The 25,878-nt window shown below is 61.3% G+C and carries 24 protein-coding genes and 1 tRNA gene; 18 read left to right on the top strand and 7 right to left on the bottom strand.

Annotated elements, in window-relative coordinates; genetic code table 11:
• The first annotated feature begins 83 nt into the window (after positions 1 to 83).
• From NN484_RS26535 to NN484_RS26515, 5 genes are all read left to right on the top strand, one after another.
• Positions 84 to 644 (top strand): YbhB/YbcL family Raf kinase inhibitor-like protein, encoded by a 561-nt coding sequence (locus NN484_RS26535; RefSeq protein WP_274658311.1) that lies wholly within the window; start codon positions 84 to 86, stop codon positions 642 to 644.
• An 88-nt stretch (positions 645 to 732) separates the two neighbouring features.
• The gene (locus NN484_RS26530) at positions 733 to 2,418 is read left to right on the top strand and encodes a vWA domain-containing protein (protein ID WP_274658310.1); all 1,686 of its coding nucleotides are present in this window, start codon (positions 733 to 735) and stop codon (positions 2,416 to 2,418) included.
• A gap of 29 nt (positions 2,419 to 2,447) precedes the next feature.
• Positions 2,448 to 3,029: an RNA polymerase sigma factor gene (locus NN484_RS26525; RefSeq protein WP_252191594.1), complete on the top strand. Its 582-nt coding sequence runs from the start codon at positions 2,448 to 2,450 to the stop codon at positions 3,027 to 3,029.
• A complete protein-coding gene (locus NN484_RS26520) occupies positions 3,026 to 3,622 on the top strand; it encodes a hypothetical protein (RefSeq protein ID WP_215501135.1) in 597 nt (198 codons plus the stop codon). Before NN484_RS26525 ends, NN484_RS26520 begins: the two co-directional genes overlap by 4 nt.
• A gap of 56 nt (positions 3,623 to 3,678) precedes the next feature.
• On the top strand, positions 3,679 to 3,915 hold the full coding sequence (locus tag NN484_RS26515) for a hypothetical protein (protein WP_425518818.1): 237 nt from the start codon (positions 3,679 to 3,681) through the stop codon (positions 3,913 to 3,915).
• Positions 3,916 to 3,985: 70 nt separating this feature from the next.
• Here the strand turns inward: NN484_RS26515 and NN484_RS26510 are convergent.
• Positions 3,986 to 4,062, bottom strand: a tRNA-Arg gene (locus NN484_RS26510).
• A gap of 444 nt (positions 4,063 to 4,506) precedes the next feature.
• On the opposite strand from NN484_RS26510, the gene gabD reads away from it, so the two are divergent.
• From gabD to NN484_RS26495, 3 genes are all read left to right on the top strand, one after another.
• On the top strand, positions 4,507 to 5,949 hold the full coding sequence (gene gabD / locus NN484_RS26505; RefSeq protein ID WP_025113404.1) for an NADP-dependent succinate-semialdehyde dehydrogenase: 1,443 nt from the start codon (positions 4,507 to 4,509) through the stop codon (positions 5,947 to 5,949).
• A gap of 185 nt (positions 5,950 to 6,134) precedes the next feature.
• Entirely contained in the window at positions 6,135 to 7,415 is a 1,281-nt protein-coding gene (gene gabT / locus NN484_RS26500) for a 4-aminobutyrate--2-oxoglutarate transaminase (protein WP_095667851.1), read from the top strand.
• 139 nt (positions 7,416 to 7,554) lie between these two features.
• The gene (locus NN484_RS26495; protein ID WP_127648459.1) at positions 7,555 to 8,766 is read left to right on the top strand and encodes a response regulator; all 1,212 of its coding nucleotides are present in this window, start codon (positions 7,555 to 7,557) and stop codon (positions 8,764 to 8,766) included.
• A 132-nt stretch (positions 8,767 to 8,898) separates the two neighbouring features.
• Here NN484_RS26495 and NN484_RS26490 read toward each other — a convergent pair whose 3' ends face one another.
• Both NN484_RS26490 and desA read right to left on the bottom strand, forming a co-directional pair.
• Positions 8,899 to 9,888 carry a GGDEF domain-containing protein gene (locus tag NN484_RS26490; protein WP_274658308.1) on the bottom strand — a complete coding sequence of 330 codons (990 nt, stop codon included), beginning with the start codon at positions 9,886 to 9,888 and terminating at the stop codon, positions 8,899 to 8,901.
• Between the two features lie 143 nt (positions 9,889 to 10,031).
• The gene (desA, locus tag NN484_RS26485; RefSeq protein WP_127648461.1) at positions 10,032 to 11,216 is read right to left on the bottom strand and encodes a delta-9 fatty acid desaturase DesA; all 1,185 of its coding nucleotides are present in this window, start codon (positions 11,214 to 11,216) and stop codon (positions 10,032 to 10,034) included.
• Between the two features lie 147 nt (positions 11,217 to 11,363).
• On the opposite strand from desA, the gene dibA reads away from it, so the two are divergent.
• The 6 genes from dibA to NN484_RS26455 all read left to right on the top strand — a co-directional run bounded on the left by dibA (position 11,364) and on the right by NN484_RS26455 (position 17,777).
• Positions 11,364 to 13,283 (top strand): phosphodiesterase DibA, encoded by a 1,920-nt coding sequence (gene dibA, locus NN484_RS26480; RefSeq protein ID WP_274658307.1) that lies wholly within the window; start codon positions 11,364 to 11,366, stop codon positions 13,281 to 13,283.
• A 279-nt stretch (positions 13,284 to 13,562) separates the two neighbouring features.
• A complete protein-coding gene (gene oscA, locus NN484_RS26475) occupies positions 13,563 to 13,745 on the top strand; it encodes a sulfur starvation response protein OscA (RefSeq protein ID WP_127648463.1) in 183 nt (60 codons plus the stop codon).
• A 147-nt stretch (positions 13,746 to 13,892) separates the two neighbouring features.
• A complete protein-coding gene (locus NN484_RS26470; protein WP_127648464.1) occupies positions 13,893 to 14,906 on the top strand; it encodes a sulfate ABC transporter substrate-binding protein in 1,014 nt (337 codons plus the stop codon).
• Between the two features lie 173 nt (positions 14,907 to 15,079).
• Complete coding sequence (gene cysT / locus NN484_RS26465) at positions 15,080 to 15,898, top strand: sulfate ABC transporter permease subunit CysT (protein WP_274658306.1); 819 nt, start codon at positions 15,080 to 15,082, stop codon at positions 15,896 to 15,898.
• Between the two features lie 13 nt (positions 15,899 to 15,911).
• Positions 15,912 to 16,784 carry a sulfate ABC transporter permease subunit CysW gene (gene cysW / locus NN484_RS26460; protein ID WP_274658305.1) on the top strand — a complete coding sequence of 291 codons (873 nt, stop codon included), beginning with the start codon at positions 15,912 to 15,914 and terminating at the stop codon, positions 16,782 to 16,784.
• A gap of 3 nt (positions 16,785 to 16,787) precedes the next feature.
• Positions 16,788 to 17,777 carry a sulfate/molybdate ABC transporter ATP-binding protein gene (locus NN484_RS26455; RefSeq protein ID WP_041071059.1) on the top strand — a complete coding sequence of 330 codons (990 nt, stop codon included), beginning with the start codon at positions 16,788 to 16,790 and terminating at the stop codon, positions 17,775 to 17,777.
• Positions 17,778 to 17,860: 83 nt separating this feature from the next.
• Here the strand turns inward: NN484_RS26455 and NN484_RS26450 are convergent, their stop codons facing one another.
• Entirely contained in the window at positions 17,861 to 18,388 is a 528-nt protein-coding gene (locus tag NN484_RS26450) for an Mpo1 family 2-hydroxy fatty acid dioxygenase (RefSeq protein WP_215501140.1), read from the bottom strand.
• Positions 18,389 to 18,470: 82 nt separating this feature from the next.
• Here NN484_RS26450 and NN484_RS26445 point away from each other — a divergent pair, with 82 nt between their 5' ends.
• Positions 18,471 to 19,148: a Crp/Fnr family transcriptional regulator gene (locus NN484_RS26445; protein ID WP_215501141.1), complete on the top strand. Its 678-nt coding sequence runs from the start codon at positions 18,471 to 18,473 to the stop codon at positions 19,146 to 19,148.
• Between the two features lie 123 nt (positions 19,149 to 19,271).
• On the opposite strand, the gene uraH is transcribed toward NN484_RS26445, so the two are convergent.
• Complete coding sequence (gene uraH, locus NN484_RS26440) at positions 19,272 to 19,685, bottom strand: hydroxyisourate hydrolase (RefSeq protein WP_127648469.1); 414 nt, start codon at positions 19,683 to 19,685, stop codon at positions 19,272 to 19,274.
• A 136-nt stretch (positions 19,686 to 19,821) separates the two neighbouring features.
• Between uraH and NN484_RS26435 the strand changes: the two genes are divergently transcribed.
• Together NN484_RS26435 and NN484_RS26430 are read left to right on the top strand one after the other, a co-directional pair.
• Entirely contained in the window at positions 19,822 to 20,502 is a 681-nt protein-coding gene (locus NN484_RS26435; protein WP_274658304.1) for a heavy metal response regulator transcription factor, read from the top strand.
• Positions 20,492 to 21,877 (top strand): heavy metal sensor histidine kinase, encoded by a 1,386-nt coding sequence (locus NN484_RS26430; protein ID WP_274658303.1) that lies wholly within the window; start codon positions 20,492 to 20,494, stop codon positions 21,875 to 21,877. Before NN484_RS26435 ends, NN484_RS26430 begins: the two co-directional genes overlap by 11 nt.
• A 103-nt stretch (positions 21,878 to 21,980) precedes the next feature.
• On the opposite strand, the gene NN484_RS26425 is transcribed toward NN484_RS26430, so the two are convergent.
• Complete coding sequence (locus NN484_RS26425) at positions 21,981 to 22,985, bottom strand: AraC family transcriptional regulator (protein WP_215501144.1); 1,005 nt, start codon at positions 22,983 to 22,985, stop codon at positions 21,981 to 21,983.
• 100 nt (positions 22,986 to 23,085) lie between these two features.
• Here NN484_RS26425 and NN484_RS26420 point away from each other — a divergent pair, with 100 nt between their 5' ends.
• Positions 23,086 to 24,159 carry a fatty acid desaturase gene (locus tag NN484_RS26420; protein ID WP_274658302.1) on the top strand — a complete coding sequence of 358 codons (1,074 nt, stop codon included), beginning with the start codon at positions 23,086 to 23,088 and terminating at the stop codon, positions 24,157 to 24,159.
• Between the two features lie 105 nt (positions 24,160 to 24,264).
• On the opposite strand, the gene NN484_RS26415 is transcribed toward NN484_RS26420, so the two are convergent.
• Entirely contained in the window at positions 24,265 to 25,875 is a 1,611-nt protein-coding gene (locus NN484_RS26415) for an arylsulfatase (protein ID WP_127648474.1), read from the bottom strand.
• Positions 25,876 to 25,878: the final 3 nt, after the last annotated feature.

The following is a 25,878-nucleotide window of genomic DNA, read 5'->3' as shown; positions in this document are numbered from 1 at the left end:
GCCAATTGCTACTGCCACGGCATCAACGGTACAGCTATAGTTTGCAGGCCGACGAAGGCCTAACTGCACAAGGTGCTCCCGGAATGACCCGATTGACCTCTCTAAACCCTTGGCTGGCGGCCGTTGCCGTCGCCCTTTGCGTGCAGTTTCCGGCGCAGGCAGCCGAGCGCTTTACCCTCGACATCCCTGGTGTCTCGGACAACCGCCTGTTCACCTCGGCCGCCGCCAGCGATTCGGCCGGTTGCGGTGGCAAGAACCAGTCCCCGGCCCTGAGCTGGAACGCTGGCCCCAGCGCTACCCAGAGCTACGCGATCGTCATGCACGACCCGGACGGTCAGAAGGGCATGGGCGTCGATCACTGGATTCACTACGGCATCAAGGCCACCACCCGGCAGATCCCGGCCGGTGTTGGCGCCAAGTCCAGCCTCGAAGGCGTGGGCGGCACCAATAGCAAAGGCACCACAAATTATATCGGGCCATGCCCGCCGGTCGGCGACAGTGCTCACCACTACATCATCCAGATCTACGCCCTCGACCTGGCCCCGGATGCCCTGCCGGCCGGTCTGACCCGTGCTGAACTGATGGACAAAATCAGAGGCCACGTACTGCGTAACAGCAGCGTGGTGCGGCGTTATCACCGCTGAAAATAATGTCAGCGGCGTTTAACCCGAACTGAAGGGGCTGCCCGTCTCAGAGGATGAATGGATCACTTTCATCCCGAGGTCAGCCCCCATGTCCCGTTCTCTGCCTTTTCTGCGACCTGCTGCGGTCGGTGTGTTGTTGGCCGTCGCCGGTTGCGGCGTGTCTTCCAATCCGGAGTCAGCTGCTGTCCCGCCACCGGCGCAGCCTCAGGCTTCGATTCAGCATGAAGCGCTCAGCGTCGATGGCGCCATGGCCAAGCGCAGCGCGCGTCCGGCGCCGATCGCCAGTTTCGCGGCGATGCCGGCTGCAGACAGTTATCCACAGGGCTACCGCGACGAACAGCGCGAGCAGTATCAGGCGCTGGCCGACAACCCGATCCATAGCGTCGCCGAATCCCCGGTCTCGACCTTCAGTGCCGACGTCGATACGGGCGCCTATGCCAACGTCCGGCGTTTGCTCAATCAGGGACATCTGCCGCCGGAGGGCGCGGTGCGACTGGAAGAGATGGTCAATTACTTTCCCTATAGCTACGCGCTGCCCAGCGATGGCTCGCCGTTCGGCGTAACCACCGAACTGGCCGCCACCCCGTGGAATTCACACACGCGCCTGCTGCGCATCGGCATCAAAGCCTCCGACCGCGCTGTGGCGGAACTGGCCCCGGCGAATCTGGTGTTTCTGGTGGACGTTTCCGGTTCGATGGATCGCCGCGAAGGGCTGCCGCTGGTCAAAAGCACGCTGAAGTTGCTGGTCGATCAATTGCGCGAGCAGGACCGGGTGTCGCTGGTGGTGTATGCCGGCGAATCCCGGGTGGTGCTGGAGCCAACGTCCGGCCGGGAAAAAGCCAAGATTCGCACAGCCATCGAGCAATTGACCGCAGGCGGCTCTACCGCTGGCGCGTCGGGCATCGAACTGGCCTATCAAATGGCGCAGCAGGCGTTCATCCCCCAAGGCATCAACCGCATCCTGCTGGCCACCGACGGTGACTTCAACGTCGGCGTCAGCGACTTCGACAGTCTCAAGCAAATGGCTGTGGATAAACGCAAGACCGGGATTTCCCTGACCACTCTGGGTTTTGGTGTGGATAACTACAATGAACACCTGATGGAACAACTGGCCGACGCCGGTGACGGCAACTACGCCTACATCGACAACCTGCGCGAGGCGCGCAAAGTATTGGTGGATCAACTCGGCTCGACCTTGGCGGTGGTGGCGAAAAACGTCAAATTGCAGGTGGAATTCAACCCGGCCCAGGTCAGTGAATATCGCCTGCTCGGCTACGAAAACCGCGCGCTCAAGCGTGAGGATTTCAGCAACGACAAGGTCGATGCCGGTGAAGTCGGCGCAGGGCACACGGTGACCGCGCTGTATGAAATTGTCCCGGCAGGCGAGAAGGGCTGGCTGGAACCGCTGCGCTACGGTAAATCGGAGGCGGCGGTTGCGGCGAAGAACGGGGAAATGGCGATGCTGCGTGTGCGATATCAACAGTCCGATGGTGGGAAAAGTCTGCTGATCGAGCGACCGATTGCCAATCAGGTCGCACCGGCCAGCGAAGATCTGCGTTTCGCGGCGGCGGTTGCGGCGTTTTCCCAACAGCTCAAGGATGCTCGTTACACCGGCGATTTCAGCCTGAAAGACACCGAAGCGCTGGCCCGTGGTGCGCGCGGCGATGACCGTTTCGGCTTGCGTAACGAGTTCGTGCAATTGGTCGAACTGGCGCAAAGCCTGCGCACCTCAACCGCATCGAATGCGATGCCCACTGAGCGACGGATCGAATAGTGAGCCGATTGAAAGGCTTCATCAGTCAGCTGTTTGCTGTGCCAGACAGCACGGCCGCCAGCAGCGATGAAGCGCTGCTGGCGCGTTATCGCGAGGGCGACGGCGCGGCGTTCGAGACGCTGTACGCCCGCCATCGTCAGAGTCTGTATCGCTTTCTGCTGGGATTGAGCGGTAAACCGGAACTGGCGGATGAGGTGTTTCAGGACACATGGCTGAGCCTGATCCGCAGCGCCAGTCAGCCACAGGGGCGGGCGACATTTCGTACGTGGCTGTTCCAGATTGCGCGCAATCGCCTGATCGATCACTGGCGCAAACACGGCGCTCATCAGCCGCTGCACGACAGCTACGACGAACAGCTGCATGCGGTGGGCGACGAGGCCAACGATCCCGAACAACTGCTGAACCTCAGCCGCGACAGTCAACGCCTGGAAAACGCCCTGCAAACCCTGCCCGCCGATCAACGCGAAGTGTTCCTGCTGCGCGCCCACGGCGACCTCGACCTGGCGCAAATCGCCAGCCTCACCGAAACACCGCTGGAAACCGTCAAGAGCCGCTTGCGCTACGCCCAGCAAAAACTGCGTCGGCTGCTGGCCGAGGAGGTACTGACATGACTGACGCCCGGCAGACACCCGAAGATCCTGTGATCAAACATGTTCGCGAACAGCAAAACGCTGAACCGCCGGCGCACCTTGATGCGTTCATCCTCAATGCGGCCCACCGCGAAACCCCGGCGCCGAAGCCAAGCCTGTGGCAACGCTGGCTGCAAGCCTGCCAGAAGCCGCGTTGGCAGGTCGCCTTCGCCAGCCTGGTCGGTGTGGCACTGATGCTGTCGCTGGTGCAACGTGCGCCCGAGCCACAGCCCCGATTCGACTTCGCCCCAGCCGCCAAACCCGCCGCACCATTGGCGCGCAAACAAGCCCCTGAAGCGCAGTCGCTGGCAGTCCCCGCTGGCGCAATGCCGGCACCGGCGCCGATGATGGAAATGGCGGCGCCGATGCAAAGCGACGCGATCAGCACCGATGAAGCCAAAGTCAGCAAACGCGCCGCCGCCCCGGCCAACGGCCTTGACACACAACTGCGCGAAGTCCTGCGCCTGCGCGACTCCGGCCAGTCGCAAGCCGCTGATGCGCTGTACAACAACCTGCACAAACGCTACCCCGGTGTGGACCTTGACCTGCGACTCGAGCAAATCCGCCAGAACTGACCACCTGTTCGCCCAGCCATTTGGCATTGCCCGGCAAAAACGCGCACTATCGGGCCATAGCTGAAGCGCTGGAGAACACCGTGGCACCAAAAATCGACCGCATCGCCCAACTCCTCAACTGCCCGCAAAAGGGCGGAGAGATGCGGCGCGCGATTACCGAGGCGCGTAAGGAGTTTCTGCTGAACCAGTCGGAAGAAGACGTCGTGGAAGAAGACGAGGTTTTTGAGGAGGTTGGGGAAGAAGAGGATGACGACGATTACGATTACGATGAGTTTGACTGGACGACGGAGTGAAAGCCGTCGCATGAGAGACCACAAAAAAGCCCCGGACCATCACAGTCCGGGGCTTTCTCGTTTAAATCAGTGGTGCACCAGGCGGGATTCGAACCCACGACCCCTGCCTTCGGAGGGCAGTACTCTATCCAGCTGAGCTACTGGTGCAGCGGGCGACATCATACCTAGGTCGGCTCGGGGCGTCCATGCTGGGTTTCGGCGGGTTTTGTCAGGGCGCGTGTCGGTGCTAAACCGCTGTATTCCTTAAAGCGGTAACGTTCTGCAAAACCCTCGCTTGGCGCTTTTGCCGGGCTGATCTATGGTTTGGCTGCGGCCGGGGATTTTTGTTCGTTGATCTGAAAATTTCCACAAACACGCCGTTTTTGTTCTTTTTTTCGAACGACCTATTGTCCTTTAACCCCTTTGATCCTACGATCCGTTTGAGATTTCAAACGCTCTTAGATCGGGTGCTGAGCCGTACGTGTTTCGAATCGTGCACGATGGATGGGCCTCACCCGGTCTCTGATTTCCCTGACGGCAGCCTTGCGAGGCGCCTTTCTACAATCATAATTTTGCTCCGCGCAGGCCGCGGTGCTGTTAAGGAAAGCCGACATGCAGCTTAAAGACACCCTGTTGTTCCGCCAGCAAGCCTTCATTGATGGCGCTTGGGTCGATGCGGACAACGGTCAGACGATCAAGGTCAACAACCCGGCCACCGGCGAAATCCTTGGCACCGTGCCAAAAATGGGCGCTGCCGAAACCCGCCGCGCGATCGAAGCCGCTGATAAAGCGCTGCCAGCCTGGCGTGCACTGACCGCCAAGGAGCGTGCAGGCAAGCTGCGTCGCTGGTTCGAACTGATGATCGAGAACCAGGACGACCTCGCGCGCCTGATGACCCTCGAGCAGGGCAAGCCGCTGGCCGAAGCCAAGGGCGAAATCGTATACGCCGCTTCGTTCATCGAGTGGTTCGCCGAAGAAGCCAAACGCATCTACGGTGACGTGATTCCGGGCCACCAGCCGGACAAGCGCCTGATCGTGATCAAGCAGCCGATCGGCGTGACCGCGGCAATTACCCCGTGGAACTTCCCGGCGGCGATGATCACCCGTAAAGCCGGCCCTGCGCTCGCCGCTGGTTGCACCATGGTGCTCAAGCCGGCTTCGCAAACCCCGTTCTCCGCGTTCGCCCTGGCTGAACTGGCACAGCGTGCCGGCATCCCGAAAGGCGTGTTCAGCGTGGTCTCCGGCAGCGCCGGTGACATCGGCAGCGAGCTGACCAGCAACCCGATCGTGCGCAAGCTGTCCTTCACCGGCTCGACCGAAATCGGTCGCCAACTGATGTCGGAGTGCGCCAAGGACATCAAGAAAGTCTCGCTGGAACTGGGCGGCAACGCACCGTTCATCGTGTTCGACGACGCGGATCTGGATAAGGCCGTCGAAGGCGCGATCATTTCCAAGTACCGCAACAACGGCCAGACCTGCGTCTGCGCCAACCGCCTGTACATTCAGGATTCGGTCTACGACGCGTTCGCCGAGAAGCTGAAAGTGGCCGTCGCCAAGCTGAAAATCGGTAACGGTCTGGAAGAAGGCACTACCACTGGCCCGCTGATCGACGAAAAAGCCGTGGCCAAGGTGCAAGAGCACATCGCTGACGCCGTGGCCAAAGGCGCCACCGTGCTGGCCGGCGGCAAGCCGATGGAAGGCAACTTCTTCGAGCCGACCATCCTGACCAACGTGCCGAAAGACGCGGCTGTGGCCAAGGAAGAAACCTTCGGCCCGCTGGCGCCGCTGTTCCGCTTCAAAGACGAAGCCGAAGTGATCGCGATGTCCAACGACACCGAGTTCGGTCTGGCCTCCTACTTTTACGCGCGTGACCTGGGTCGTGTGTTCCGTGTGGCTGAAGCCCTGGAATACGGCATGGTCGGCGTCAACACCGGGCTGATCTCCAACGAAGTCGCGCCGTTCGGCGGCATCAAGGCCTCTGGTCTGGGCCGTGAAGGCTCCAAGTACGGCATCGAAGATTACCTGGAAATCAAATACCTCTGCCTGGGCATCTAAGCCGGGAAAGGGATCGCTGCAAACGCAAAGGGCACGAGAGCGCTGTCCCTTTGCGTCGTTTCAAACCGGAATTTTCTCTGCGGCCGGGAACGCCGTGGCAGTCGATCATCGCATGCTGCCACCGCCGATTTCTCCCGCTTAATCCTTGAACCACGCCGCCCGATGAGCGGCGAATGAGGACTGTAATGAGCAAGACTAACGCTGAACTGATGGCCCGTCGTACCGCAGCTGTTCCACGTGGTGTTGGCCAGATTCACCCGATCTTCGCTGAATCGGCGAAGAACGCCACCGTGACTGACGTTGAAGGTCGTGAGTTCATCGACTTCGCCGGCGGCATCGCGGTGCTGAACACCGGCCACGTGCACCCGAAAATCATCGCTGCCGTGACCGAACAACTGAACAAGCTGACCCACACCTGCTTCCAGGTGCTGGCCTACGAGCCGTACGTTGAGCTGTGCGAAAAGATCAACGCCAAGGTGCCTGGTGATTTCGCCAAGAAAACCCTGCTGGTGACCACCGGTTCCGAAGCCGTGGAAAACGCCGTGAAAATCGCCCGTGCCGCCACTGGCCGTGCCGGCGTGATCGCCTTCACCGGCGCTTATCACGGTCGCACCATGATGACCCTGGGTCTGACCGGTAAAGTCGTACCTTACTCGGCCGGCATGGGCCTGATGCCAGGCGGCATCTTCCGCGCACTGTATCCGAATGAACTGCACGGCGTGAGCATCGACGATTCGATCGCTTCCATCGAACGCATCTTCAAGAACGACGCCGAGCCGAAAGACATCGCCGCGATCATCATCGAGCCTGTGCAGGGTGAAGGTGGTTTCTACGTCGCGCCGAAAGAGTTCATGAAGCGCCTGCGCGCCCTGTGCGACCAGCACGGCATCCTGCTGATTGCTGACGAAGTGCAGACCGGCGCTGGCCGTACCGGCACTTTCTTCGCGATGGAACAGATGGGCGTTGCTGCCGACCTGACCACCTTCGCCAAATCCATCGCTGGCGGCTTCCCGCTGGCCGGTGTCTGCGGCAAGGCCGAGTACATGGACGCCATCGCCCCAGGCGGCTTGGGCGGCACCTACGCCGGTAGCCCGATCGCTTGCGCTGCGGCCCTGGCCGTGATGGAAGTGTTCGAAGAAGAACACCTGCTGGACCGCTGCAAGGCTGTCGGCGAGCGTCTGGTGACCGGCCTGAAGGCCATCCAGGCCAAATACCCGGCAGTGATCGGCGAAGTGCGTGCCCTGGGCGCGATGATCGCGGTCGAGCTGTTCGAAAACGGCGACAGCCACAAGCCGAACGCTGCGGCAGTGGCATCGGTGGTGGCCAAGGCGCGTGACAAGGGCCTGATCCTGCTGTCCTGCGGCACCTACGGCAACGTTCTGCGCGTTCTGGTTCCGCTGACGGCGCCGGACGAGCAACTGGACAAAGGTCTGGCGATCATCGAAGAGTGCTTCTCGGAGCTGTAAGCCGCGCGCTGTGTGATCGGATAGACAAAAAACCCGCTTCGGCGGGTTTTTTTACGCCCCTGAAACACATCAAGCGCTTTTGCGCTGTATCGAAAGGCCAGCATTGGCTAAGGTTCAGGCATTGCAAGGGAGAGCGAGCATGACTGCCGTTGATTTACCCGCCGTACCCCGAGTGCTGATTGCCGAGGCCGATCCGTGGTCCCGGGACCTGCTCAAACACGTGTTGCTCAATGTCCGTTGCGATGCGCGGCTGGACCTGTGTGCCGATGGTCAGCAAGCCATGTCATTGCTCAGCGAAGTGCCGTATGACCTGGCGATTGTCGATTGGGAGTTGCCGGGCATCGACGGTTTGAGCGTGCTGCGCAGCGTGCGTCAGCGCAAACGCAATCCGCCACTGCCGTTCATTCTGATGAGCAGCCGCAATGACAGCGCCAGTGTGCGCGAAGCGATTCCGCTGGCCCCCACGGCCTACCTGACCAAACCGTTGAACATGGAAAGCCTGACCGAGCGCTTGCAGGGCCTGCTGCTGGATGCCGGCGAAGAGGTGTCCTGCGAAGTGCCGACGCTGGCGCCGGGCATGACCCTGGCGGTGTTTCTTGAGCGCCGCCGCGAGCAGGCCGATGGTGCGCCGTTGATGACCGATGTCCAGGTGGCGGTGAAGCGCAGCCTGAATCCGAGCGGCCTTGATCTGAAACTGCTGGAAGAAGAGGTACGCACCGATCCGCAGATCACTGCGGTGCTGATCGCGGCGGCCAACAGCGCAGCGCAGCATCATGGCGCGGCGGTGCAAACCCTGGGGCAGGCGCTGCATCGGTTGGGCACGGGGCAGAGCATGAATCTGATTCTCGGCCTGGCGCTCAAGCGCAGTGCCAAACTCAGTGACCCGTGCCTGGCCGATTACGCCGAGCGCTATTGGGGGCTGTCGCTGCACACTGCGGAATACGCTCGCACGCTGGCGCGCCTGCTCGATCTGGATCAGGAACGCTGCTATTGCGCCGGCATGTTGCATCGCCTCGGCGATCTGGCGTTGCTGCGCTGTTTGCAGGAGTGGAAGCAGGCTGGCGGAGAGCTGGATGAGTGGGAGGAGGTGGGCGATGCGCTGGCGGAGTTTGGCGCGGCCTACGGTTCGGCGCTGCGCACGCGCTGGCGCTTGCCGCTGGAGCTGCGGGAGCTGATTGCATCGGTCTACCAGCTCGGTGGCGGGGTTTACTCTCGTGAGGCGCTGGTGATGAACATGGCGGCACAAATGGCTCGCCTGACCGAGCACGAGGGCGTCGAGGAACTGGCCAAGAGTCGTACGGCGCGGCTGCTGAAGATCGGGCTGCCGGAGTTGATGCGGATGCGCAAATAACCGGATTCACCAGGATCCATTGTAGGAGCTGCGGCACGCTGCGATCTTTTGATCTTTGAAATCAAAAGATCAAAAGATCAAAAGATCGCAGCGTGCCGCAGCTCCTACAGGGAGGTGAGTCGGACGGTGGATTCAGCTTGAGATAATCCGATTCTTGCCCTGCCGCTTGGCCTCGTACATCGCCGCATCCGCTCGGGCGAACAGGCTGTCGAGGCTGGCGTCGCCTTCCTTGAGGCTGGTCAGGCCCTGGCTGACGGTGATGCCGAATGTCTGCCCGTCATGGCTGAAACTCAAGCGCTGAATCTCCTGCTGCAACCGCTCGGCCACTTGCATCGCCATGTCCGGCGCGCAACCGGGGAACACCGCGGCGAACTCCTCACCGCCAATGCGTCCGAACAGATCGCCCCGGCGTAACGAGCCGCGCCCGCACTCGGCAATCCGCTGCAGTACGTTGTCGCCCTCGGGGTGGCCGTAGCTGTCGTTGATCAGCTTGAAGTTATCGATGTCCAGCAGCAGGAAGGCCAGTGGCGCACCTTGCAGGCGTGCCTGTTCGAACTCGCGATGGGCGCATTCGAAGAAATGGCGACGGTTGCTGCTTTGGGTCAGCACGTCGGTGGTGGCCAGGCGTTGCAACTCGGTTTCCATGTGCTTCTTGTCGGTGATGTCCTCGGCGATGCCGACAATGATCACCGGTTGCCCGGGCTCGTCCTGACGGTTGATGAAGCATTTGTCGCTGATCCACCGTACCTGGCCGTCGGCGGCGATGATCCGGTATTCACGGTCTTCCACCGCGCCTTTGTGCAGCACGTCGGCAAGGCTGCGTTCGGCGTAATCCAGATCGTCGGGGTAGATGCTGTCGCGCCACTGGTTGTAGTCGGCGAGCAAGAGCCCGGCAGAGCGACCGAAAATCCGTTCATACGCGGGGCTGACGTACAGCACCTGACGGGTTTCCCAGTTGAACGCCCAAAGCACCGCGTTCACGCTCACCAGCAGTGAGCTGAACAGCTGTTCGCGCTCGCTCAGCCGGGCGACTTCGCCTTGGGCGTGCATCAGCGCCATCAGGGTTTGCGCGGCCTCGGGCCACTGCGCAGGGGACGAGTCTTTGTGATTGTTGTTGACCATCGGCACATATCTCAAAGGGCGTGCCGCGATTTCGACAACGGCCACAGTACAGCCCGCCGGGGTGGCGAAGTCTTTGAGATAGGGGATTTTGTGCTTAGTTCCGAAGGGTGCGCCCGGTAGTCCGGACGCACCGATCAACGGCATCAGACCGCTGCAGGACGCAACGAGTAGGTTTTCAACTGGTCGGCGAATTCACGCAGGGATTGAATGCCGCTGGCCTCGGCCTCGTGCACCCATTCCTTGATGGCGGCGAGCATGTCGTGGCCATTGGCGCTGGTCTTGACCCAGATCTGCTGCAGGGCCAGGCGTTTTTCGTAAATTACCTTCAGCGCCTGGCTGTGCTCGAGCATGTTCTGAATGCGCAAGTGATGACGGTCTTCCAGCAGGCTGGTTTCCCGCGAGAGCAGGCGTTTGGCCCGATGGAATTGATGGCGTACCGAATGATCGACCTTGTCCAGCTCCTGCTTGACCAGCGGGCCGATCACCAATTTGCGGTACTGGGCCATGATCTGGAAACGGTTGTTGAGGATCGCCATGGCGGTGTCCATGTCCAGATTGCCCTTGCCCTCGACGCGGTGGGCGATCGGCGCCACACGTTGCACCTTGGCCAGACCGAGGAAGCTGAAGACCTTGATCCACGCCCAGCCGAGGTCGAACTCCCACTTCTTCACCGACAGCTTGGCCGAGTTGGGGTAGGTGTGATGGTTGTTGTGCAGCTCTTCGCCGCCGATCAGGATGCCCCACGGCACCAGATTGGTCGCCGCGTCGCGGCATTCGAAGTTGCGGTAGCCGATGGCATGGCCCAGACCGTTGACCACGCCGGCGGCCCAGACCGGGATCCACATCATCTGGATCGCCCAGATGGTGATGCCGATGGTGCCGAACAGCAGCAGGTCGATGACGCCCATGATCGCCACGCCCAGCAACGGATAGCGGCTGTAGAGATTGCGCTCGATCCAGTCTTCGGGGCAGTTCTTGCCGTAGATGCGCAGGGTCTCCGGGTTTTCGGCTTCGGCGCGATACAGCTCGGCGCCTTTGCGCAGCACCGTGGACAGACCCTTGACGACCGGGCTGTGCGGGTCATCTTCGGTTTCGCATTTGGCGTGGTGTTTACGGTGGATGGCGGTCCACTCGCGGGTATTCTGCGCCGTGGTCAGCCACAGCCAGAAGCGGAAAAAGTGTTTCAGGCCGGCATTCAGCTCAAGCGAGCGATGGGCCGAGTAACGGTGCAGATAGACCGTGACGGCGACAATTGTCACATGGGTCATCAGCAGGGTGACCGCGACCAGTGACCAGGCCGACAAGCCAAGAAAACCTTCGTACCACATAGGCTATAGGGCCCTCGAAAAAGAAAAAAACAGCCGTTGCATTATCACCAAGCACACAGATAAAACCAGTCGCCCTTTCAGATAAGAGTCGCTGGATGTTTCTTCACCTATAATTCCAGCCTTTTTTGTAGGGACATGGACAGCCGAATGCCTGCCACATACCGCGATGCCTTGCGTGCAGCGCTGCTTTATCTGGTACTTGCTGTCGTCTGGCTGCAGGGTACTGGTTACTTATTGAACAGTTTCTTTGATGAATCTGTCGATCTACAGCGATGGCAACTGATCAACGGTTACATCTGGGCGGCGTTGAGTGCCGGATTGATCTTTCTGGCGCGCGTGCGTTTGTATGAGTTTCTCGGCATCGGTGCGCGCTTGCGCGAGCGTCAGGCCGACCGTGAGCGCCTGCGCCAGGCGGCAGCGGTGTTCGATTGCACCCGCGAAGGGGTGCTGGTTACCAACCGCGAGGGCCTGATCGTGCACGTCAATCGGGCGTTCATGGAGATCACCGGTTACCAGTGCGAAGAAGTCCTCGGTCATCAGCCGAGCCTGTTCAAGTCCGGCCATCATCCGCCGGGCTTCTATCAGGCGATGTTCGCCACGCTGCAGGCCCACGGCGAGTGGAGCGGGGAAATCTGGAACCGGCGCAAGAGCGGTGAGATTTATCCACAGTGGCAGACCATCCGCGTCATTCACGACGATCAGGATCGCCTCAGTCACTACGTGGCGGTGTTTTCCGACATCAGTGCGATCAAGGACTCCGAACACGAACTCAAACACCTCGCCCACCACGACCCGCTGACCGATCTGCCCAATCGCCTGCTGTTCAGCGACCGCGCCGAACAGGCGCTGGCCTCGGCGCAGATCCACAAGCGTGGCTGCGCCTTGCTGATGATCGATCTCGATCAATTCAAGATGATCAACGACAGCCTCGGGCACAACGTCGGCGACCGCCTGCTCAAGGCAGTGGCGGCGCGTCTGCAGGACCTGTTCGGCCCCGGGATTACCCTGGCGCGGCTCGGTGGTGACGAGTTCGCGGTGCTGGCGGAAAGTTGTCCACAGCTGGTCCAGGCTGCGGCGCTGGCGCAGCGCATTCTCGATGCGCTGAAGGAGCCATTCGGTATCGACCGGCATGAGCTGTTCATCAACGCCAGTATCGGCATCAGCCTGTTCCCCAGTGACGCGTTGAGCGCCGACCAGCTGCTGCGCAACGCCGACGCCGCGCTGTTCAAGGCCAAGAGTAGCGGGCGCAATGGTTACGCGTTGTATACCGAAGAGCTGACTGCGCATGCACAGCAACGGGTCGAGATCGCCTTCGAACTGCGCCGCGCGCTGGAGCAGCAGGAGCTGCGGGTTTACTACCAACCGGTTCACGATCTGAGTTCCAGTCGCCTGATCGGTGTCGAAGCGCTGGTGCGCTGGCAGCATCCGCAGCGCGGGCTGGTGTCGCCGGCGGAATTCATTCCGATTGCCGAGCGCACCGGGCTGATTGCCGAAATTGACGCCTGGGTGATGCGCCAGGCGTGTTCGCAGATGTGCCAATGGCAGCAGGCCGGGATTGTGCTGTCGTTCGTCGCGGTGAACGTGTCGTCGCGGCTGTTCGCCCGGCGCGAGCTGTATCAGCAGGTGGCGCAAGTGCTGCACGAGAGCGGGTTGAACCCGGCCTATCTGGAGCTGGAAGTCACCGAAAGCGCGGTGATGGATGATCCGGAAGTGGCGCTGGAGCAGATGCATCGTTTGCGCGAACTGGGGATTCGCCTGGCGATCGACGATTTCGGCACTGGCTATTCGTCACTGCTGCGGCTCAAGCGCCTGCCGGTGCAGAAGCTCAAGATCGATCAGGGCTTTGTCGCCGGGCTGCCGTGGGACGAGGACGATGTGGCCATCGTTCGGGTGATCATCGCCCTGGCTCGGAGCATGGGCATGCAGGTGCATGCCGAAGGCATCGAGCAGGCGGAGCAGGCGGCGTTTCTGCTGGAACAGGCGTGTGATCTGGGGCAGGGCTACTGGTTTGGGCGGCCGGTGCCAGCAGGGGAGATTGATTGGGAGTGTGCACCAGTCATCGGCTGAATAGAATTCTGTGGCGAGGGGGCTTGCCCCCGTTGGGTCGCGCAGCGGCCCTTGGAGTTTTGCGACTGTTTCGCAGCCGAACGGGGGCAAGCCCCCTCGCCATGGGTTATCTGTTGCCCGAAATGCGCGCAAACCCTTGCCCGGCCACATAATGTTTTCTAGTTATATAAACATTCTCAAATAGTCTTTTTAAGAATATCTGCGCCTCTCTTATATTGCTCCCACGCCAAACGCAGTGCCGCCCACTGCCAGGCATATCCCATTCAAAGGAGCAGCACCATGAGCGCATCCCTTCGCAGCGTTGACGGTCAGGACGAAACCACCATCTTGCGTGAAATCCAGAGCGCGCTGCGCGATCTGCGGTTTGGCGCGGTGGAGATCACTGTGCACAACGCCCAGGTCGTGCAGATCGAACGCAAAGAGAAATTCCGTTTGCAGCAGCCGGGCAACAAACCGGGCTGAGCTGAAGATCAAAAAATCGCAGCCTGCGGCAGCTCCTACAGGGGGCTGTGTGCAGGAGCTGTCGGAGGCTGCGATCTTTCGCCGGCAAACCCGATTCCAGATATTCATAAGAAAAAGCCATCACCCAGAATTCCAGGAGCTTTCACCATGTCGTCGATTCGCCGTTACGCTTTGGCCGCCCTGGCCAGCGCTGTGTTTGCCGGTTCCGCGGTTGCCAAGGATTACGAGCTGCTCAACGTGTCGTACGACCCGACCCGTGAGCTGTATCAGGACTACAACGCCGAATTCATCAAGTTCTGGCAGCAGGATCATGCTGGCGACACCGTGAAAATCCAGCAGTCCCACGGCGGTTCGGGCAAGCAGGGCCGCGCGGTGATCGACGGTCTGCGTGCCGATGTCGTGACCCTGGCGCTGGCCGGCGACATCGACGAAATCGCCAAGCTTGGCAAGACCCTGCCGGCCGACTGGCAGAAGCGTCTGCCGGACGCCAGCACACCGTACACCTCGACCATCGTGTTTCTGGTGCGCAAGGGCAACCCGAAAGGCATCAAGGACTGGGGCGACCTGGTCAAGAACGACGTCTCGGTGATCACCCCGAACCCGAAAACCTCCGGCGGTGCACGCTGGAACTTCCTCGCCGCGTGGGCCTACGGCCTGAAAGCCAACGGCGGTGACGAAGCCAAGGCCAAGGCCTACGTGCAGACCCTGTTCAAGCACGTTCCGGTACTGGACACCGGCGCCCGTGGCTCGACCATCACCTTCGTCAACAACGGTCAGGGTGACGTGTTGCTGGCCTGGGAAAACGAAGCGTTTCTGGCGCTGAAAGAGGACGGCGGCGCCGACAAGTTCGACATCGTCGTGCCGTCGCTGTCGATTCTTGCCGAGCCGCCGGTGGCCGTGGTCGACAAGAACGCCGAGAAGAAGGGCAACGAGCAGATCGCCGAAGCCTATCTCAAGCACCTGTACAGCCCGGCCGGTCAGGAGATCGCCGCGAAGAACTTCTACCGCCCGCGTGACAAGGACGTGGCGGCGAAGTACGCCCAGCAGTTCCCGAAACTGGAACTGGTGACCATCGACAAGGACTTCGGCGGCTGGAAATCCGCGCAGCCGAAATTCTTCAACGACGGTGGCGTGTTCGACCAGATCTATCAGGCGCAGTAATCTGACTTCAGCCACACACTAAGCCTGAAGCCAGGCGCGGAAAATGTGGGAGCGAGCTTGCTCGCGAAAGCGGAGTGTCAGACGACGTAGAGTTGGCTGATACTCCTTCTTCGCGAGCAAGCTCGCTCCCACATTGGTGCGTTCAGCGGAATGCTTTTTAACCAGGGACTTTTATGTCGCGTCGTATCTCCCCCGTCATACCCGGCTTCGGGCTGACGCTGGGTTACACCTTGGTGTACCTCAGCCTGATTGTGCTCATCCCGCTGGCGGCGATGTTCGTCCACGCCGCCCAACTCACCTGGGATCAGTTCTGGACGATCATTACCGCGCCGCGGGTGTTGGCTGCCTTGAAGCTGAGCTTCGGCACCGCCCTGTGCGCGGCGATCATCAACGGCATCATCGGTACGCTGCTGGCGTGGGTGCTGGTGCGCTACACCTTCCCGGGGCGCAAGGTGATCGACGCAATGATCGATCTGCCGTTCGCTCTGCCGACGGCTGTAGCCGGTATCGCCTTGACTGCGCTGTACACCCCGACCGGTCTGGTCGGGCAGTTCGCCGCCGACCTCGGTTTCAAGATCGCCTACACGCCGTTGGGCATCACCCTCGCGCTGACTTTCGTGACCCTGCCGTTCGTGGTGCGCACGGTGCAGCCGGTGCTGGCCGACATCCCGCGTGAAGTCGAAGAAGCCGCCGCCTGCCTTGGTGCGAAACCGTTGCAGGTGTTCCGCCATATCCTGCTGCCGGCGCTGTTGCCCGCCTGGCTGACGGGTTTCGCCCTGGCGTTTGCCCGTGGTGTCGGCGAGTACGGTTCGGTGATTTTCATTGCCGGCAACATGCCGATGAAAACCGAGATCCTGCCGTTGTTGATCATGGTCAAACTCGACCAATACGACTACACCGGCGCTACGGCCATCGGCGTGTTGATGCTGGTGGTTTCCTTTGTCCTGTTGCTGCTGATCAACTTGCTGCAGCGGCGCATCGAAACCCCATAAGGAGGCGCGAACCATGTCCCAATCGTCTATTGCGGCCGCGTCCTCGGCCAACGCTGCGCGCCGTGGCAGCGCCACTTCGCGCAGAATCCTGATCGGCCTCGGCTGGCTGATCTTTCTCCTGTTTCTGCTGCTGCCGCTGTTCATCGTGGTGTCGCAGGGTCTGAAGAACGGCCTCGGGGCATTCTTCACCGCGATTTTTGAACCGGACGCGCTGTCGGCGCTGAAACTGACGGTGATCGCGGTCCTGATTTCGGTGCCGCTGAACCTGGTGTTCGGCGTCAGTGCCGCGTGGTGCGTGAGCAAGTACTCGTTCCGTGGCAAGAGCATGCTGGTGACGCTGATCGACCTGCCGTTCTCGGTGTCGCCAGTGATCGCAGGTTTAGTCTACGTGTTGATGTTCGGCGCCCAGGGCCTGTTCGGGCCGTGGCTGCAGGATCACGACATTCAAATCGTCTTCGCCCTGCCGGGCATCGTGCTGGCGACGATCTTCGTCACCGTACCGTTCGTGGCCCGTGAGCTGATCCCGCTGATGCAGGAACAAGGCACTCAGGAAGAGGAAGCCGCGCGGTTGCTCGGCGCCAACGGCTGGCAGATGTTCTGGCACGTCACCGTCCCCAACATCAAATGGGGCCTGATCTATGGCGTGGTGCTGTGTACCGCGCGGGCCATGGGTGAGTTCGGTGCGGTGTCGGTGGTTTCCGGGCACATTCGCGGGGTGACCAACACCTTGCCGCTGCACGTCGAGATCCTCTACAACGAATACAACCACGTGGCCGCGTTCGCCGTGGCGAGCCTGTTGCTGATCCTGGCGCTCTTCATCCTGCTGCTCAAGCAGTGGAGCGAAAACCGTATCAACCGCCTGCGCGCCAGCGCCGCGGAGGAATAATTCATGTCGATCGAAGTGCGTAACGTCAGCAAGAATTTCAATGCGTTCAAGGCGCTGGACAACATCAGTCTGGACATCCAGAGCGGTGAACTGGTGGCGCTGCTCGGTCCGTCCGGTTGCGGCAAGACCACGCTGCTGCGGATCATCGCCGGGCTGGAAACCCCGGATCAGGGCAACATCGTCTTTCACGGTGAAGACGTCTCCGGCCATGATGTGCGTGATCGCAACGTCGGTTTTGTGTTCCAGCACTACGCACTGTTTCGCCACATGACGGTGTTTGACAACGTCGCGTTCGGCCTGCGCATGAAACCGAAAAACCAGCGCCCGAGCGAAAGCCAGATCGCGACCAAGGTTCACGAACTGCTGAACATGGTGCAACTGGACTGGCTGTCGGATCGCTACCCGGAGCAATTGTCCGGCGGCCAGCGTCAGCGCATCGCCCTGGCCCGGGCCTTGGCGGTGGAGCCGAAAGTGCTGTTGCTCGATGAGCCGTTCGGCGCCCTCGACGCCAAGGTGCGCAAAGAGCTGCGCCGCTGGCTCGCGCGCCTGCACGAAGACATCAACCTGACCTCGGTGTTCGTGACCCACGACCAGGAAGAAGCGATGGAAGTCGCCGACCGTATCGTGGTGATGAACAAGGGCGTGATCGAGCAGATCGGCTCACCGGGCGACGTCTACGAAAACCCGGCCAGCGATTTCGTCTATCACTTCCTCGGCGACTCGAACCGTCTGCTGCTCAGCGACGACAACCACGTGCTGTTCCGCCCGCACGAAGTGTCACTGTCCAGGCATGAGCTGGAAGATCACCACGCCGCTGAAGTGCGCGATATCCGCCCGTTGGGCGCGACCACGCGGGTGACTTTGAAGGTGGAAGGGCAGACGGATCTGATTGAGGCCGAAGTGGTGAAGGATCACGACAGCCTGATTGGTCTGGCCAAGGGTGAAACGCTGTTCTTCAAACCGAAGGTCTGGCAGAAAGTCGCCAGCCTTTAAGATCAAAAGATCGCAGCCTGCTCCTACAGGGGAAACGCATTCCAATGTCGGAGCTGCCGCAGGCTGCGATCTTTTAAAGCGGCCTAAGCCGCCGCTTTGCCATTCGGATTGACCCGCACGACCCCCGCCCGCGCCTCGATCTGCTCTTTCAACTCATGCCGCATCCCGAGCATGAAGGCCAGCTCCGCCACCACAAACAACGGCCCGACAATCAACCCGCTTACATCATCGACAAACGCCGGTTTGCGCCCTTCATAGTGGTGCCCGACAAACTGGATCACCCAGCCGATCACGAACATCGCCAGGCCGCTGCCGAGCCAGACCATGGTGCTCTGCTGCGCCAGCGCATGCCCGGCCCAGACCGACAGTCCCATCAGCACCGTCATCACAATGCCAAGCTTCACTTCCAGGCGCAGGTAAAACCACGCCGAGGCCAATGCCAGCAACACCGCCGGCGATAGCCACAAGCCGCCCAGTGACCACTCTGGTCGCGACAATAAAACGGCCACCGCCACCACGATCAGCGGAATGCCGATAAAGTGGCTGGCGATGTTGCGCGGGTCACGGTGGTACGCGGCGTATTGACTCAAATGATCGACGAGGCTTTTCATTGTTGTTCCTCCTGTAGGGTGAGTGCAGCATGCCCCGGGTTCGGCGTTCGCTCTGTCAGGCAGGCGACAATTGGGAGTGTTCATGGATAAGCGTTCAAAGCTGATGACCGGGCAATGGTTCAGTCATCTGCCGGTATCCTTTCAGGATAGTCTGCTGGCGGCGGCCCGTGAGCGGCGGCTGACGGCGGGGCAGCGCTTGTTCCAGCGCGGTGATGCGCCGTGCGGGTTGTACGCGGTGCTCGACGGCGCGATCCGTATCGGTGCGGTAAGCGAGCAGGGCAAGGAGGCGCTGCTGAGCCTGGTGGAAGCGCCGCACTGGTTCGGCGAAATCTGCCTGTTCGACGGCCAGCCGCGCACCCATGACGCCTACGCCGTCGGGCCGTGCACGTTGCTGAATATCCCGCAGCACACCCTGCTCAAACTGCTTGATGAACAGCCGCTGTACTGGCGACATCTGGCGCTGCTGATGAGCCAGAAATTGCGCCTGACCTTCATCAACCTCGAACAGCTCAGTTTGCTCCCGGCCCCGGCACGCCTGGCTCATCGTCTGCTGCTGATCGCCGAAGGCTACGGCGAACTCGACTCGCCACGCCGTGTGCTGCAGTTGCCGCAGGAACAGCTGGCGTCGATGCTGTCGCTGTCGCGGCAGACCGCCAACCAGATCCTCAAGGATCTGCAGGGGCAGGGGATTATCGGGCTGGGGTACGGTGAGATCGAAATCCTTGATGCCGCGCGATTGCGGGCGCTGACCACTCTCTGAAATTCACACCGATCCATTGTAGGAGTGAGCCTGCTCGCGATAACGGTGTATCAGGAAAACCAGAGGCGACTGACACACCATTATCGCGAGCAGGCTCACTCCTACAGAGGATTTGTGTGGTGGCTACGAACCACGATAGGTCGAGAAGCCATAAGGGCTGAGCAGCAACGGGATGTGGTAGTGCTGGTCAGTCTGCTTCACTTCAAAGATCACCGGAATCTCCGGGAAAAACGTCTCGCGTTTGTTCTTTTCGAAGTACTCGCCAGTCTTGAACACCACCCGGTATTCCCCCGCTTCGAAAGGCTGTTTGGCCGGAAACAGTTCGGCGATGCGCCCCTGTTCGTTGGTGGTGCCCTGAGCCAGTGGCTGCCAGTTCTGAGCGACGTGTTTTTCCAGGGTCACGTTGATTCCGGGGGACGGCAGGCCGTTTTCCAGATTGAGCACGTGCACGCTCAGCGGGTTGCTGGCGGCCAGCGCCAGGCTTGAACAGGCGCTCAGACCGATGGCGAAGCTCGCAACGAGGTAGTTGAGGGTCATGAACAGGCTCCGAAAGCGAAGGTCGCCACGTTAGCCGGCGCTCCTCGTCAGAACCTCGTCAGTCGGATTACAAGTTTGTAATGGGCAACCGGGCCGAAGGCGCCTAGCCTGTGTGCCTGATCAATCGAGGTGTGCCATGCGTTTGCTGGTCGTAGAAGATGAAGCCAAAACCGCGAACTTCCTGGCCAAAGGGCTCGGCGAATCGGGTTTCGCCGTGGACGTGGCACTCAATGGCCTCGACGGGCGCTATTTCATCGAACAGCAGGCGTACGACCTGATCATCCTCGATGTGATGCTGCCGGGCCTCAACGGCTGGCAACTGCTGCAACTGATCCGCCAGCGCGGCGCCACGCCGGTCCTGTTCCTGACCGCCAAGGATGCCATCGAAGACCGTGTGCGCGGCCTCGAACTGGGCGCCGACGATTACTTGCTCAAACCCTTCGCGTTCGCCGAATTGCTTGCGCGGGTGCGCACGCTGCTGCGGCGCGGGCCGATGCGCGAGGCCGAGTCCTACAGCATCGCCGACCTTGAGATTGATGTGCTACGGCGTCGGGTCAGTCGCGGCGGTCAGCGCATTGCCTTGACCAACAAGGAGTTTGCCCTGCTGCAACTGCTTGCCAGCCGTCATGGCGAAGTGTTGTCGCGCACGCTGATCGCCTCGCAGGTGTGGAACCTGAATTTCGACAGCGACACCAACATGGTCGAAGTGGCGGTGCGTCGCTTGCGGGCCAAGGTCGATGATCCGTACATGCCGAAACTGATCCACACCGTGCGCGGCGTCGGCTATCAGCTGGAAGCGCCCGACGATGCGCGCTAGGTCGATCACCTGGCGTCTGGCGCTGGCGTTCGCCGTGGTCTGCGCGTTGGTGCTCAGTGCGATTGGCGTGTTCCTCTACCGCTCGTTGGCGTCGGAGATCGCTTACCGCGATGATCTGGCGCTGCTCGGTCGCCTTGAACAGGTGCGCGCATTGCTCGCTGACAGCGATAGCCTCGATGCCTTGCAGGCGCGGCCACGGTTGTACCAGAACATGCTCGGTAACCTCGACAGCCTGCTGCTGGTGCGGCGCGCCGACGGATCAAGCGTCATCGGCATCAACCCTCGCCAGCGTGAATTGCCGGCGCTGAAGGCGATCCCCCGCGAGCATACGCCGCAGCGCCACGACGTGCTGACCTGGCAAGCGCCGGACGGTGCCGAGCTGGCGTTGCTGTCCGGTGAGGCTCAGGGCCCGAACGGTGAGCCGCTGACGGTGATCGCCGGCAAGGTGCTCAGTGAGCGTGAGCAGATGCTCGGCAGTTATCGCTTGCGCCTCTATCTGGCGGTCGGGCTCGGCGCGTTGCTCGCGTTCGCGCTGGGCCTGGTGCTGCTGCGCCGTGGTCTGCAACCGTTGCGACAATTGAGCGAAGCGGTGCGCGGGATCGACCTGCGCAGCCTCGATCAACGGTTGCCAGCGAGCGGTACGCCAGCAGAGTTGCTCGAACCGGTGCAGGCACTCAACGGCATGCTCGCGCGCCTGGACGATAGCGTGCAGCGGCTGTCGCAGTTTTCCGCCGACCTTGCGCACGAGATCCGCACGCCTCTGCACACCCTGCTGGCGAGCAACGGTCAGGCGCTGAATCACCCGCGCAGCACCGCTGAATATCAGGAGCTGCTGGCGTCGAACATGGAAGAATTCGAACGCCTCAAGCGCATGGCCGAGAACCTGATGTTCCTCGCCCGCGCCGAACAGGCGGAGCGGGCGCTCGACCGGCGCACGCTGGATCTGCACAGCGTTGGCAGCGAGCTCTGCGATTACTTTGAAGCCTTGGCGGATGACCGCGAGTTGCGCCTGGAAAACCAGTTGCACGGCGAACTGTTCGCCGATCAGCAACTGCTGCAGCGCGCCCTTGGCAACCTGTTGGCCAATGCAGTGCGGCATGCGGATGCAGGCACATTGATCAGCCTGCGGCGCCGGGATGAGCCCGGCGTGGGCTGGTTGCAGGTGCATAACCACGGCCCGGCCATTGCGCCGCAGCATTTGGGCAAATTGTTCGATCGCTTCTATCGCGTCGACCCTTCGCGGGCAGAGCCGGGGGATTCGGGTGGGCTGGGGTTGGCGATTGTGCAGTCGATCATGCAATTGCATGGCGGGCGGGTACGGGTGAGCAGTGATGCTGACGGCAGCGTTTTTGAGCTGGGTTTTGCGTTGAATTAAAGGGCGCTATCGCGAGCAGGCTCACTCCTACAATTGGAATGCGTTCCCCCTGTAGGAGTGAGCCTGCTCGCGATGGCGTCAGATCAGACAACCTGATTCTGGATCAGCGCAACTGATCGCGAAACTGCCCCGGCGTCATCCCGGTCCAGCGTTTGAACGCCCGGCTGAAGCTGCTGGTGTCGGCAAACCCCAGCAGATAACTGACCTCACTCAACGAACACTGCGGATCACGCAGGTGCAGCAGCGCGAGGTTTTCGCGGCTCTCGTTGAGCAGCGTGTCGAAGCGACAGCCTTCATCCGCCAGATGCCGTTGCAGGCTGCGCAGGCTCAGGTGCAACGCTTGGGCGATGCGTTCGGCGCTGGGTTCGCCTTCGGGCAGTTGCTCTTCGATGGCGTCGCGTACCTTGCGCTCCCAGGTCAGCGGTTTGAGCTGGGCCAGGGTGCGCTTGAGCACCGCTTCGTTGTGTTCGGCCAGTTCCGGGTTGGCGTCGTCGAGGTGGCTGTCGAAGTCGGCGAGAGCGAACTCCAGGCGATCTTCGGCGCAGGAGAAATGCACCGGGGCGCGGAACACCTTGTGCCACTGGTGCGCGTCGACCGGCTCCGGACGGCGCAGATACACCGCCAGCGGCGCGTAGTCGCGGCCCAGGCGATTGCGGCAGGTGCGCACATAGATCGCGGTGAACGCATCAATGGCTTCGAAGGCCGGCGCCGGATTGCCTGGCGGAGTCTTCAGACGGAACAGATAACGGTCGTCGCCCTGGCTCAGTTCCAGCTCCAGCGCATCGCTGACTACCGGGTGATAACGCACGATGCGCTCGAACACCTCACGCAGGCTGCCGCTGGCCACCAGCGCATAACCGAGCGCGTGAAACGTGGTCGGGCTGACGAAGCGCGACACCCGCAGACCGATCGCTGGATCGCCGCTGGCCTGCACCGCCAATTCCCACAGGCGCGTGGTGCCGGACAGTGGATAGCGCGCGTTCGGGTCGTCCATCAGCTGCGGATCGAGGCCAGCCTGTTCGCACAGGGCAATGCTGTCCAGACCCAGCGCATCGAGTTGTTTGCGCAAGGCACGGGTCCAACTGGCGAGGGAGGTCGGTTCCTTCATGCTGATTGGCGCTTCCGGTCAACAGGTTGGCGTGCTCGGCTAGCGTGTTCTGCAACCGCACAGGGCAGGATGCGAGCATCGATAACCAGAGGATGGAAGCATGGACCGTACTTCTGCAAGTCCCCAGCGACACAATGCTGCTCAGCGATCAGCGCATATTCGCGAAGTGGTGCTGGCCAAAGGCGTCGAACTGCGTGAGCGCTATCCGATTCTCCAGCATCAGGATGCGCTGGGCGCGGGAATCCTGGCGTTCGCGTTGGCCGGGATGATCGGCTCGGCGGCGCTGTACATCAGCGGTCACATGGCATGGTGGGTGTGCCTGCTGCTCAACGCTTTTTTCGCCTCGTTGACCCATGAGCTGGAGCACGACCTGATCCACAGCATGTATTTCCGCAAGCAGCGCGTGTCGCACAACTTGATGATGGGACTGGTGTGGCTGGCGCGGCCGAGCACGATCAACCCGTGGATCCGTCGGCATCTGCACCTCAACCATCACAAGGTCTCCGGCACCGAAACCGACATGGAAGAGCGCGCGATCACCAACGGCGAGCCGTGGGGCTTTGCGCGGCTGTTGATGGTTGGCGATAACGTGATGTCGGCGTTCATCCGTATGCTGCGGGCGAAAACCTGGGCGCACAAAGTCAGCATCATCAAACGTAGCCTGAAGGTCTACGCGCCGCTGGCGCTGGTGCATTGGGGGGCGTGGTACGTGTTTCTCGGCTTTCATGCGGCGAATGGCATCGCCTACCTCATGGGTTCGCCGATTGAATGGTCGGCGACCACGCTGTCGGTCATGCAGGTGATCGACATCGCGGCGGTGGTGATCATCGGCCCGAACGTGCTGCGCACGTTTTGCCTGCACTTCATCAGTTCGAACATGCATTACTACGGTGACGTCGAGCCCGGCAATGTGCTGCAGCAATGCCAGGTGCTGAATCCGTGGTGGTTGTGGCCGTTGCAGGCGTTCTGCTTCAACTTCGGCAGCAGCCACGGGATTCACCATTTCGTGGTGAAAGAGCCGTTCTACATTCGCCAGATGACCGTGCCGGTGGCGCACAAGGTGATGCGCGAGATGGGCGTGCGATTCAATGATTTCGGCACGTTTGGGCGGGCGAACCGGTTTGTTCGCAAGGATGAGGTGGTGCAGGAAGAGGTGCGTACTGCCCGGGCTTGATCTGTTGTTGCAAAGGACCTCATTGCGAGCAGGCTCACTCCTACAGGGGGACGCATTCCAACTGTGGGAGTGAGCCTGCTCGCGAAAGCGGTTTGTCAGGCAACCTCAATCCGGCTGAAACGGCGAAGCACTGAGAATCACCCCGGTCTCCTCCACATATTTCTGCCAGTGACCGATCAACGCGCTGAGCTTGTCAGGCCGACTCAACGCCAGATCATGAATCTCCCCCGGATCACTCGCCAGATCATAAAGCTGCCAGGTCGCCGGCCCCACCGGCCCGGGGATCCACACCGCTTTCCACGACCCTTGGCGAATCGCCCGCCGCCCGAACAACTCCCAACCAGTGACGGTGTGTTCGTCATGCACCTGCGCCGTCTCGCCAGACAAGAAGCCCAGCCATGATTTACCGCGCAGCGGCGCCACCGGTTTGCCGTGCCATTGCTTGCCCGGGTGGCGCACGCCGGCCAGATCGAGGATGGTCGGGGTGATGTCCATCACCGTGCCAAAACCATGGCTGATCTGCCCTTTGATCGGCAATTGCGAGTAGTGAAGCAGCGCCGGCACACGAATCCCGCCCTCGGTGGTAAAGGCCTTGAACAGCCGTGATGGCGCGGTCGCCACCTGCGCCCAGTTGGGCCCGTACCAGACGTAGGAATTGGCCCGGCCAATGTTGTCCAGGCTGTTGTCGTAGTGCTGGTTCAGATAGGTCATCAGCTCTGGGCCAAATTTCGGGAACGCTTCGAGCAGCGCACCCTCGGCACCGTTGTCGGACATGAACAGGATGAAGGTATTGTCGAGTTGCCCTTGCTGACGCAGGTAATCGACCACCCGGCCGATGTTCCAGTCCATGCGTTCAACCATCGCCGCATAGACCTCCATCGCCCGCGCGGAAATCTGCTTTTGTTCAGCGCTCAGCGCGTCCCACTGTGCGCTCAGCTGGATCAGCGGGTGCGGTTCGACGTCCACTTCGATCAGGCCCAGCGCCTTGAGTTTTTCCAGACGCTCCAGGCGCAATACTTCGGGACCGGCGTCGTAGCGCCCACGGTATTTTTCGACGATGTCAGCCGGCGCCTGCAACGGCCAGTGCGGTGCGGAGAAGGGCAGATAGGCGAAGAACGGCCGGCTCTGGTCGCGCTCCTTGAGGTACTGCAGCAGCTTGTCGCCGAAGGCGTCGGACGAGTAAAAATCCTTGGGCAATTCGTCGAGGAATGTGTCGTCTTCGATGTACAGCGCCGGGGTCGATTTCAGCAGGCCCGGGGTGTGTTCATCGTAGGTCGGCTCGAAACCGTAGTGGTTGGCTGCCCCCGGCAGCAACGAGAACGAACGCTCGAAACCACGGGCCTGCGGCGCCTGTTCGGCCTTCAGACCCAGGTGCCATTTGCCGCTCATCAACGTCTGGTAACCGGCCTCGCGCAGCAGTTCGGGCAGGGCGACCACGCGATCATTCAAGTAGCCCTCGTAACCCGGTTTGCCGATCAGCTCCGGGGTCAGGGTTTCTGCCATGGTGCCGATGCCGGCGATGTGGTGATCGGTGCCGGTCAACAACATCGAACGGGTGGGCGAACAGGTCGGCGCGGTGTGGAAATCAGTCAGGCGCAAGCCGTTATTGGCCAGTGCATCAAGGTTCGGCGTGGCGATTTCACCACCAAAGGCGCCGAGGTCGGAGAAGCCGAGATCGTCGGCCAGAATCACCAGAAAGTTGGGACGTTGCGGCATCGA

This window comes from Pseudomonas serboccidentalis, assembly GCF_028830055.1.
GTDB lineage: Bacteria > Pseudomonadota > Gammaproteobacteria > Pseudomonadales > Pseudomonadaceae > Aquipseudomonas > Aquipseudomonas serboccidentalis.
This window is presented reverse-complemented; position numbering and strand designations above follow the sequence as displayed.

Bases quoted from the DNA above. Each gene is read 5' to 3' on its own strand.
- NN484_RS26535 (WP_274658311.1), top strand. From the start codon at position 84: ATGACCCGATTGACCTCTCTAAACCCTTGGCTGGCGGCCGTTGCCGTC.
- NN484_RS26530 (WP_274658310.1), top strand. From the start codon at position 733: ATGTCCCGTTCTCTGCCTTTTCTGCGACCTGCTGCGGTCGGTGTGTTG.
- NN484_RS26520 (WP_215501135.1), top strand. From the start codon at position 3,026: ATGACTGACGCCCGGCAGACACCCGAAGATCCTGTGATCAAACATGTT.
- gabD (WP_025113404.1), top strand. From the start codon at position 4,507: ATGCAGCTTAAAGACACCCTGTTGTTCCGCCAGCAAGCCTTCATTGAT.
- gabT (WP_095667851.1), top strand. From the start codon at position 6,135: ATGAGCAAGACTAACGCTGAACTGATGGCCCGTCGTACCGCAGCTGTT.
- NN484_RS26495 (WP_127648459.1), top strand. From the start codon at position 7,555: ATGACTGCCGTTGATTTACCCGCCGTACCCCGAGTGCTGATTGCCGAG.
- NN484_RS26490 (WP_274658308.1), bottom strand. From the start codon at position 9,888: ATGGTCAACAACAATCACAAAGACTCGTCCCCTGCGCAGTGGCCCGAG.
- desA (WP_127648461.1), bottom strand. From the start codon at position 11,216: ATGTGGTACGAAGGTTTTCTTGGCTTGTCGGCCTGGTCACTGGTCGCG.
- dibA (WP_274658307.1), top strand. From the start codon at position 11,364: ATGCCTGCCACATACCGCGATGCCTTGCGTGCAGCGCTGCTTTATCTG.
- oscA (WP_127648463.1), top strand. From the start codon at position 13,563: ATGAGCGCATCCCTTCGCAGCGTTGACGGTCAGGACGAAACCACCATC.
- NN484_RS26470 (WP_127648464.1), top strand. From the start codon at position 13,893: ATGTCGTCGATTCGCCGTTACGCTTTGGCCGCCCTGGCCAGCGCTGTG.
- cysT (WP_274658306.1), top strand. From the start codon at position 15,080: ATGTCGCGTCGTATCTCCCCCGTCATACCCGGCTTCGGGCTGACGCTG.
- cysW (WP_274658305.1), top strand. From the start codon at position 15,912: ATGTCCCAATCGTCTATTGCGGCCGCGTCCTCGGCCAACGCTGCGCGC.
- NN484_RS26455 (WP_041071059.1), top strand. From the start codon at position 16,788: ATGTCGATCGAAGTGCGTAACGTCAGCAAGAATTTCAATGCGTTCAAG.
- NN484_RS26450 (WP_215501140.1), bottom strand. From the start codon at position 18,388: ATGAAAAGCCTCGTCGATCATTTGAGTCAATACGCCGCGTACCACCGT.
- NN484_RS26445 (WP_215501141.1), top strand. From the start codon at position 18,471: ATGGATAAGCGTTCAAAGCTGATGACCGGGCAATGGTTCAGTCATCTG.
- uraH (WP_127648469.1), bottom strand. From the start codon at position 19,685: ATGACCCTCAACTACCTCGTTGCGAGCTTCGCCATCGGTCTGAGCGCC.
- NN484_RS26435 (WP_274658304.1), top strand. From the start codon at position 19,822: ATGCGTTTGCTGGTCGTAGAAGATGAAGCCAAAACCGCGAACTTCCTG.
- NN484_RS26430 (WP_274658303.1), top strand. From the start codon at position 20,492: ATGCGCGCTAGGTCGATCACCTGGCGTCTGGCGCTGGCGTTCGCCGTG.
- NN484_RS26425 (WP_215501144.1), bottom strand. From the start codon at position 22,985: ATGAAGGAACCGACCTCCCTCGCCAGTTGGACCCGTGCCTTGCGCAAA.
- NN484_RS26420 (WP_274658302.1), top strand. From the start codon at position 23,086: ATGGACCGTACTTCTGCAAGTCCCCAGCGACACAATGCTGCTCAGCGA.
- NN484_RS26415 (WP_127648474.1), bottom strand. From the start codon at position 25,875: ATGCCGCAACGTCCCAACTTTCTGGTGATTCTGGCCGACGATCTCGGC.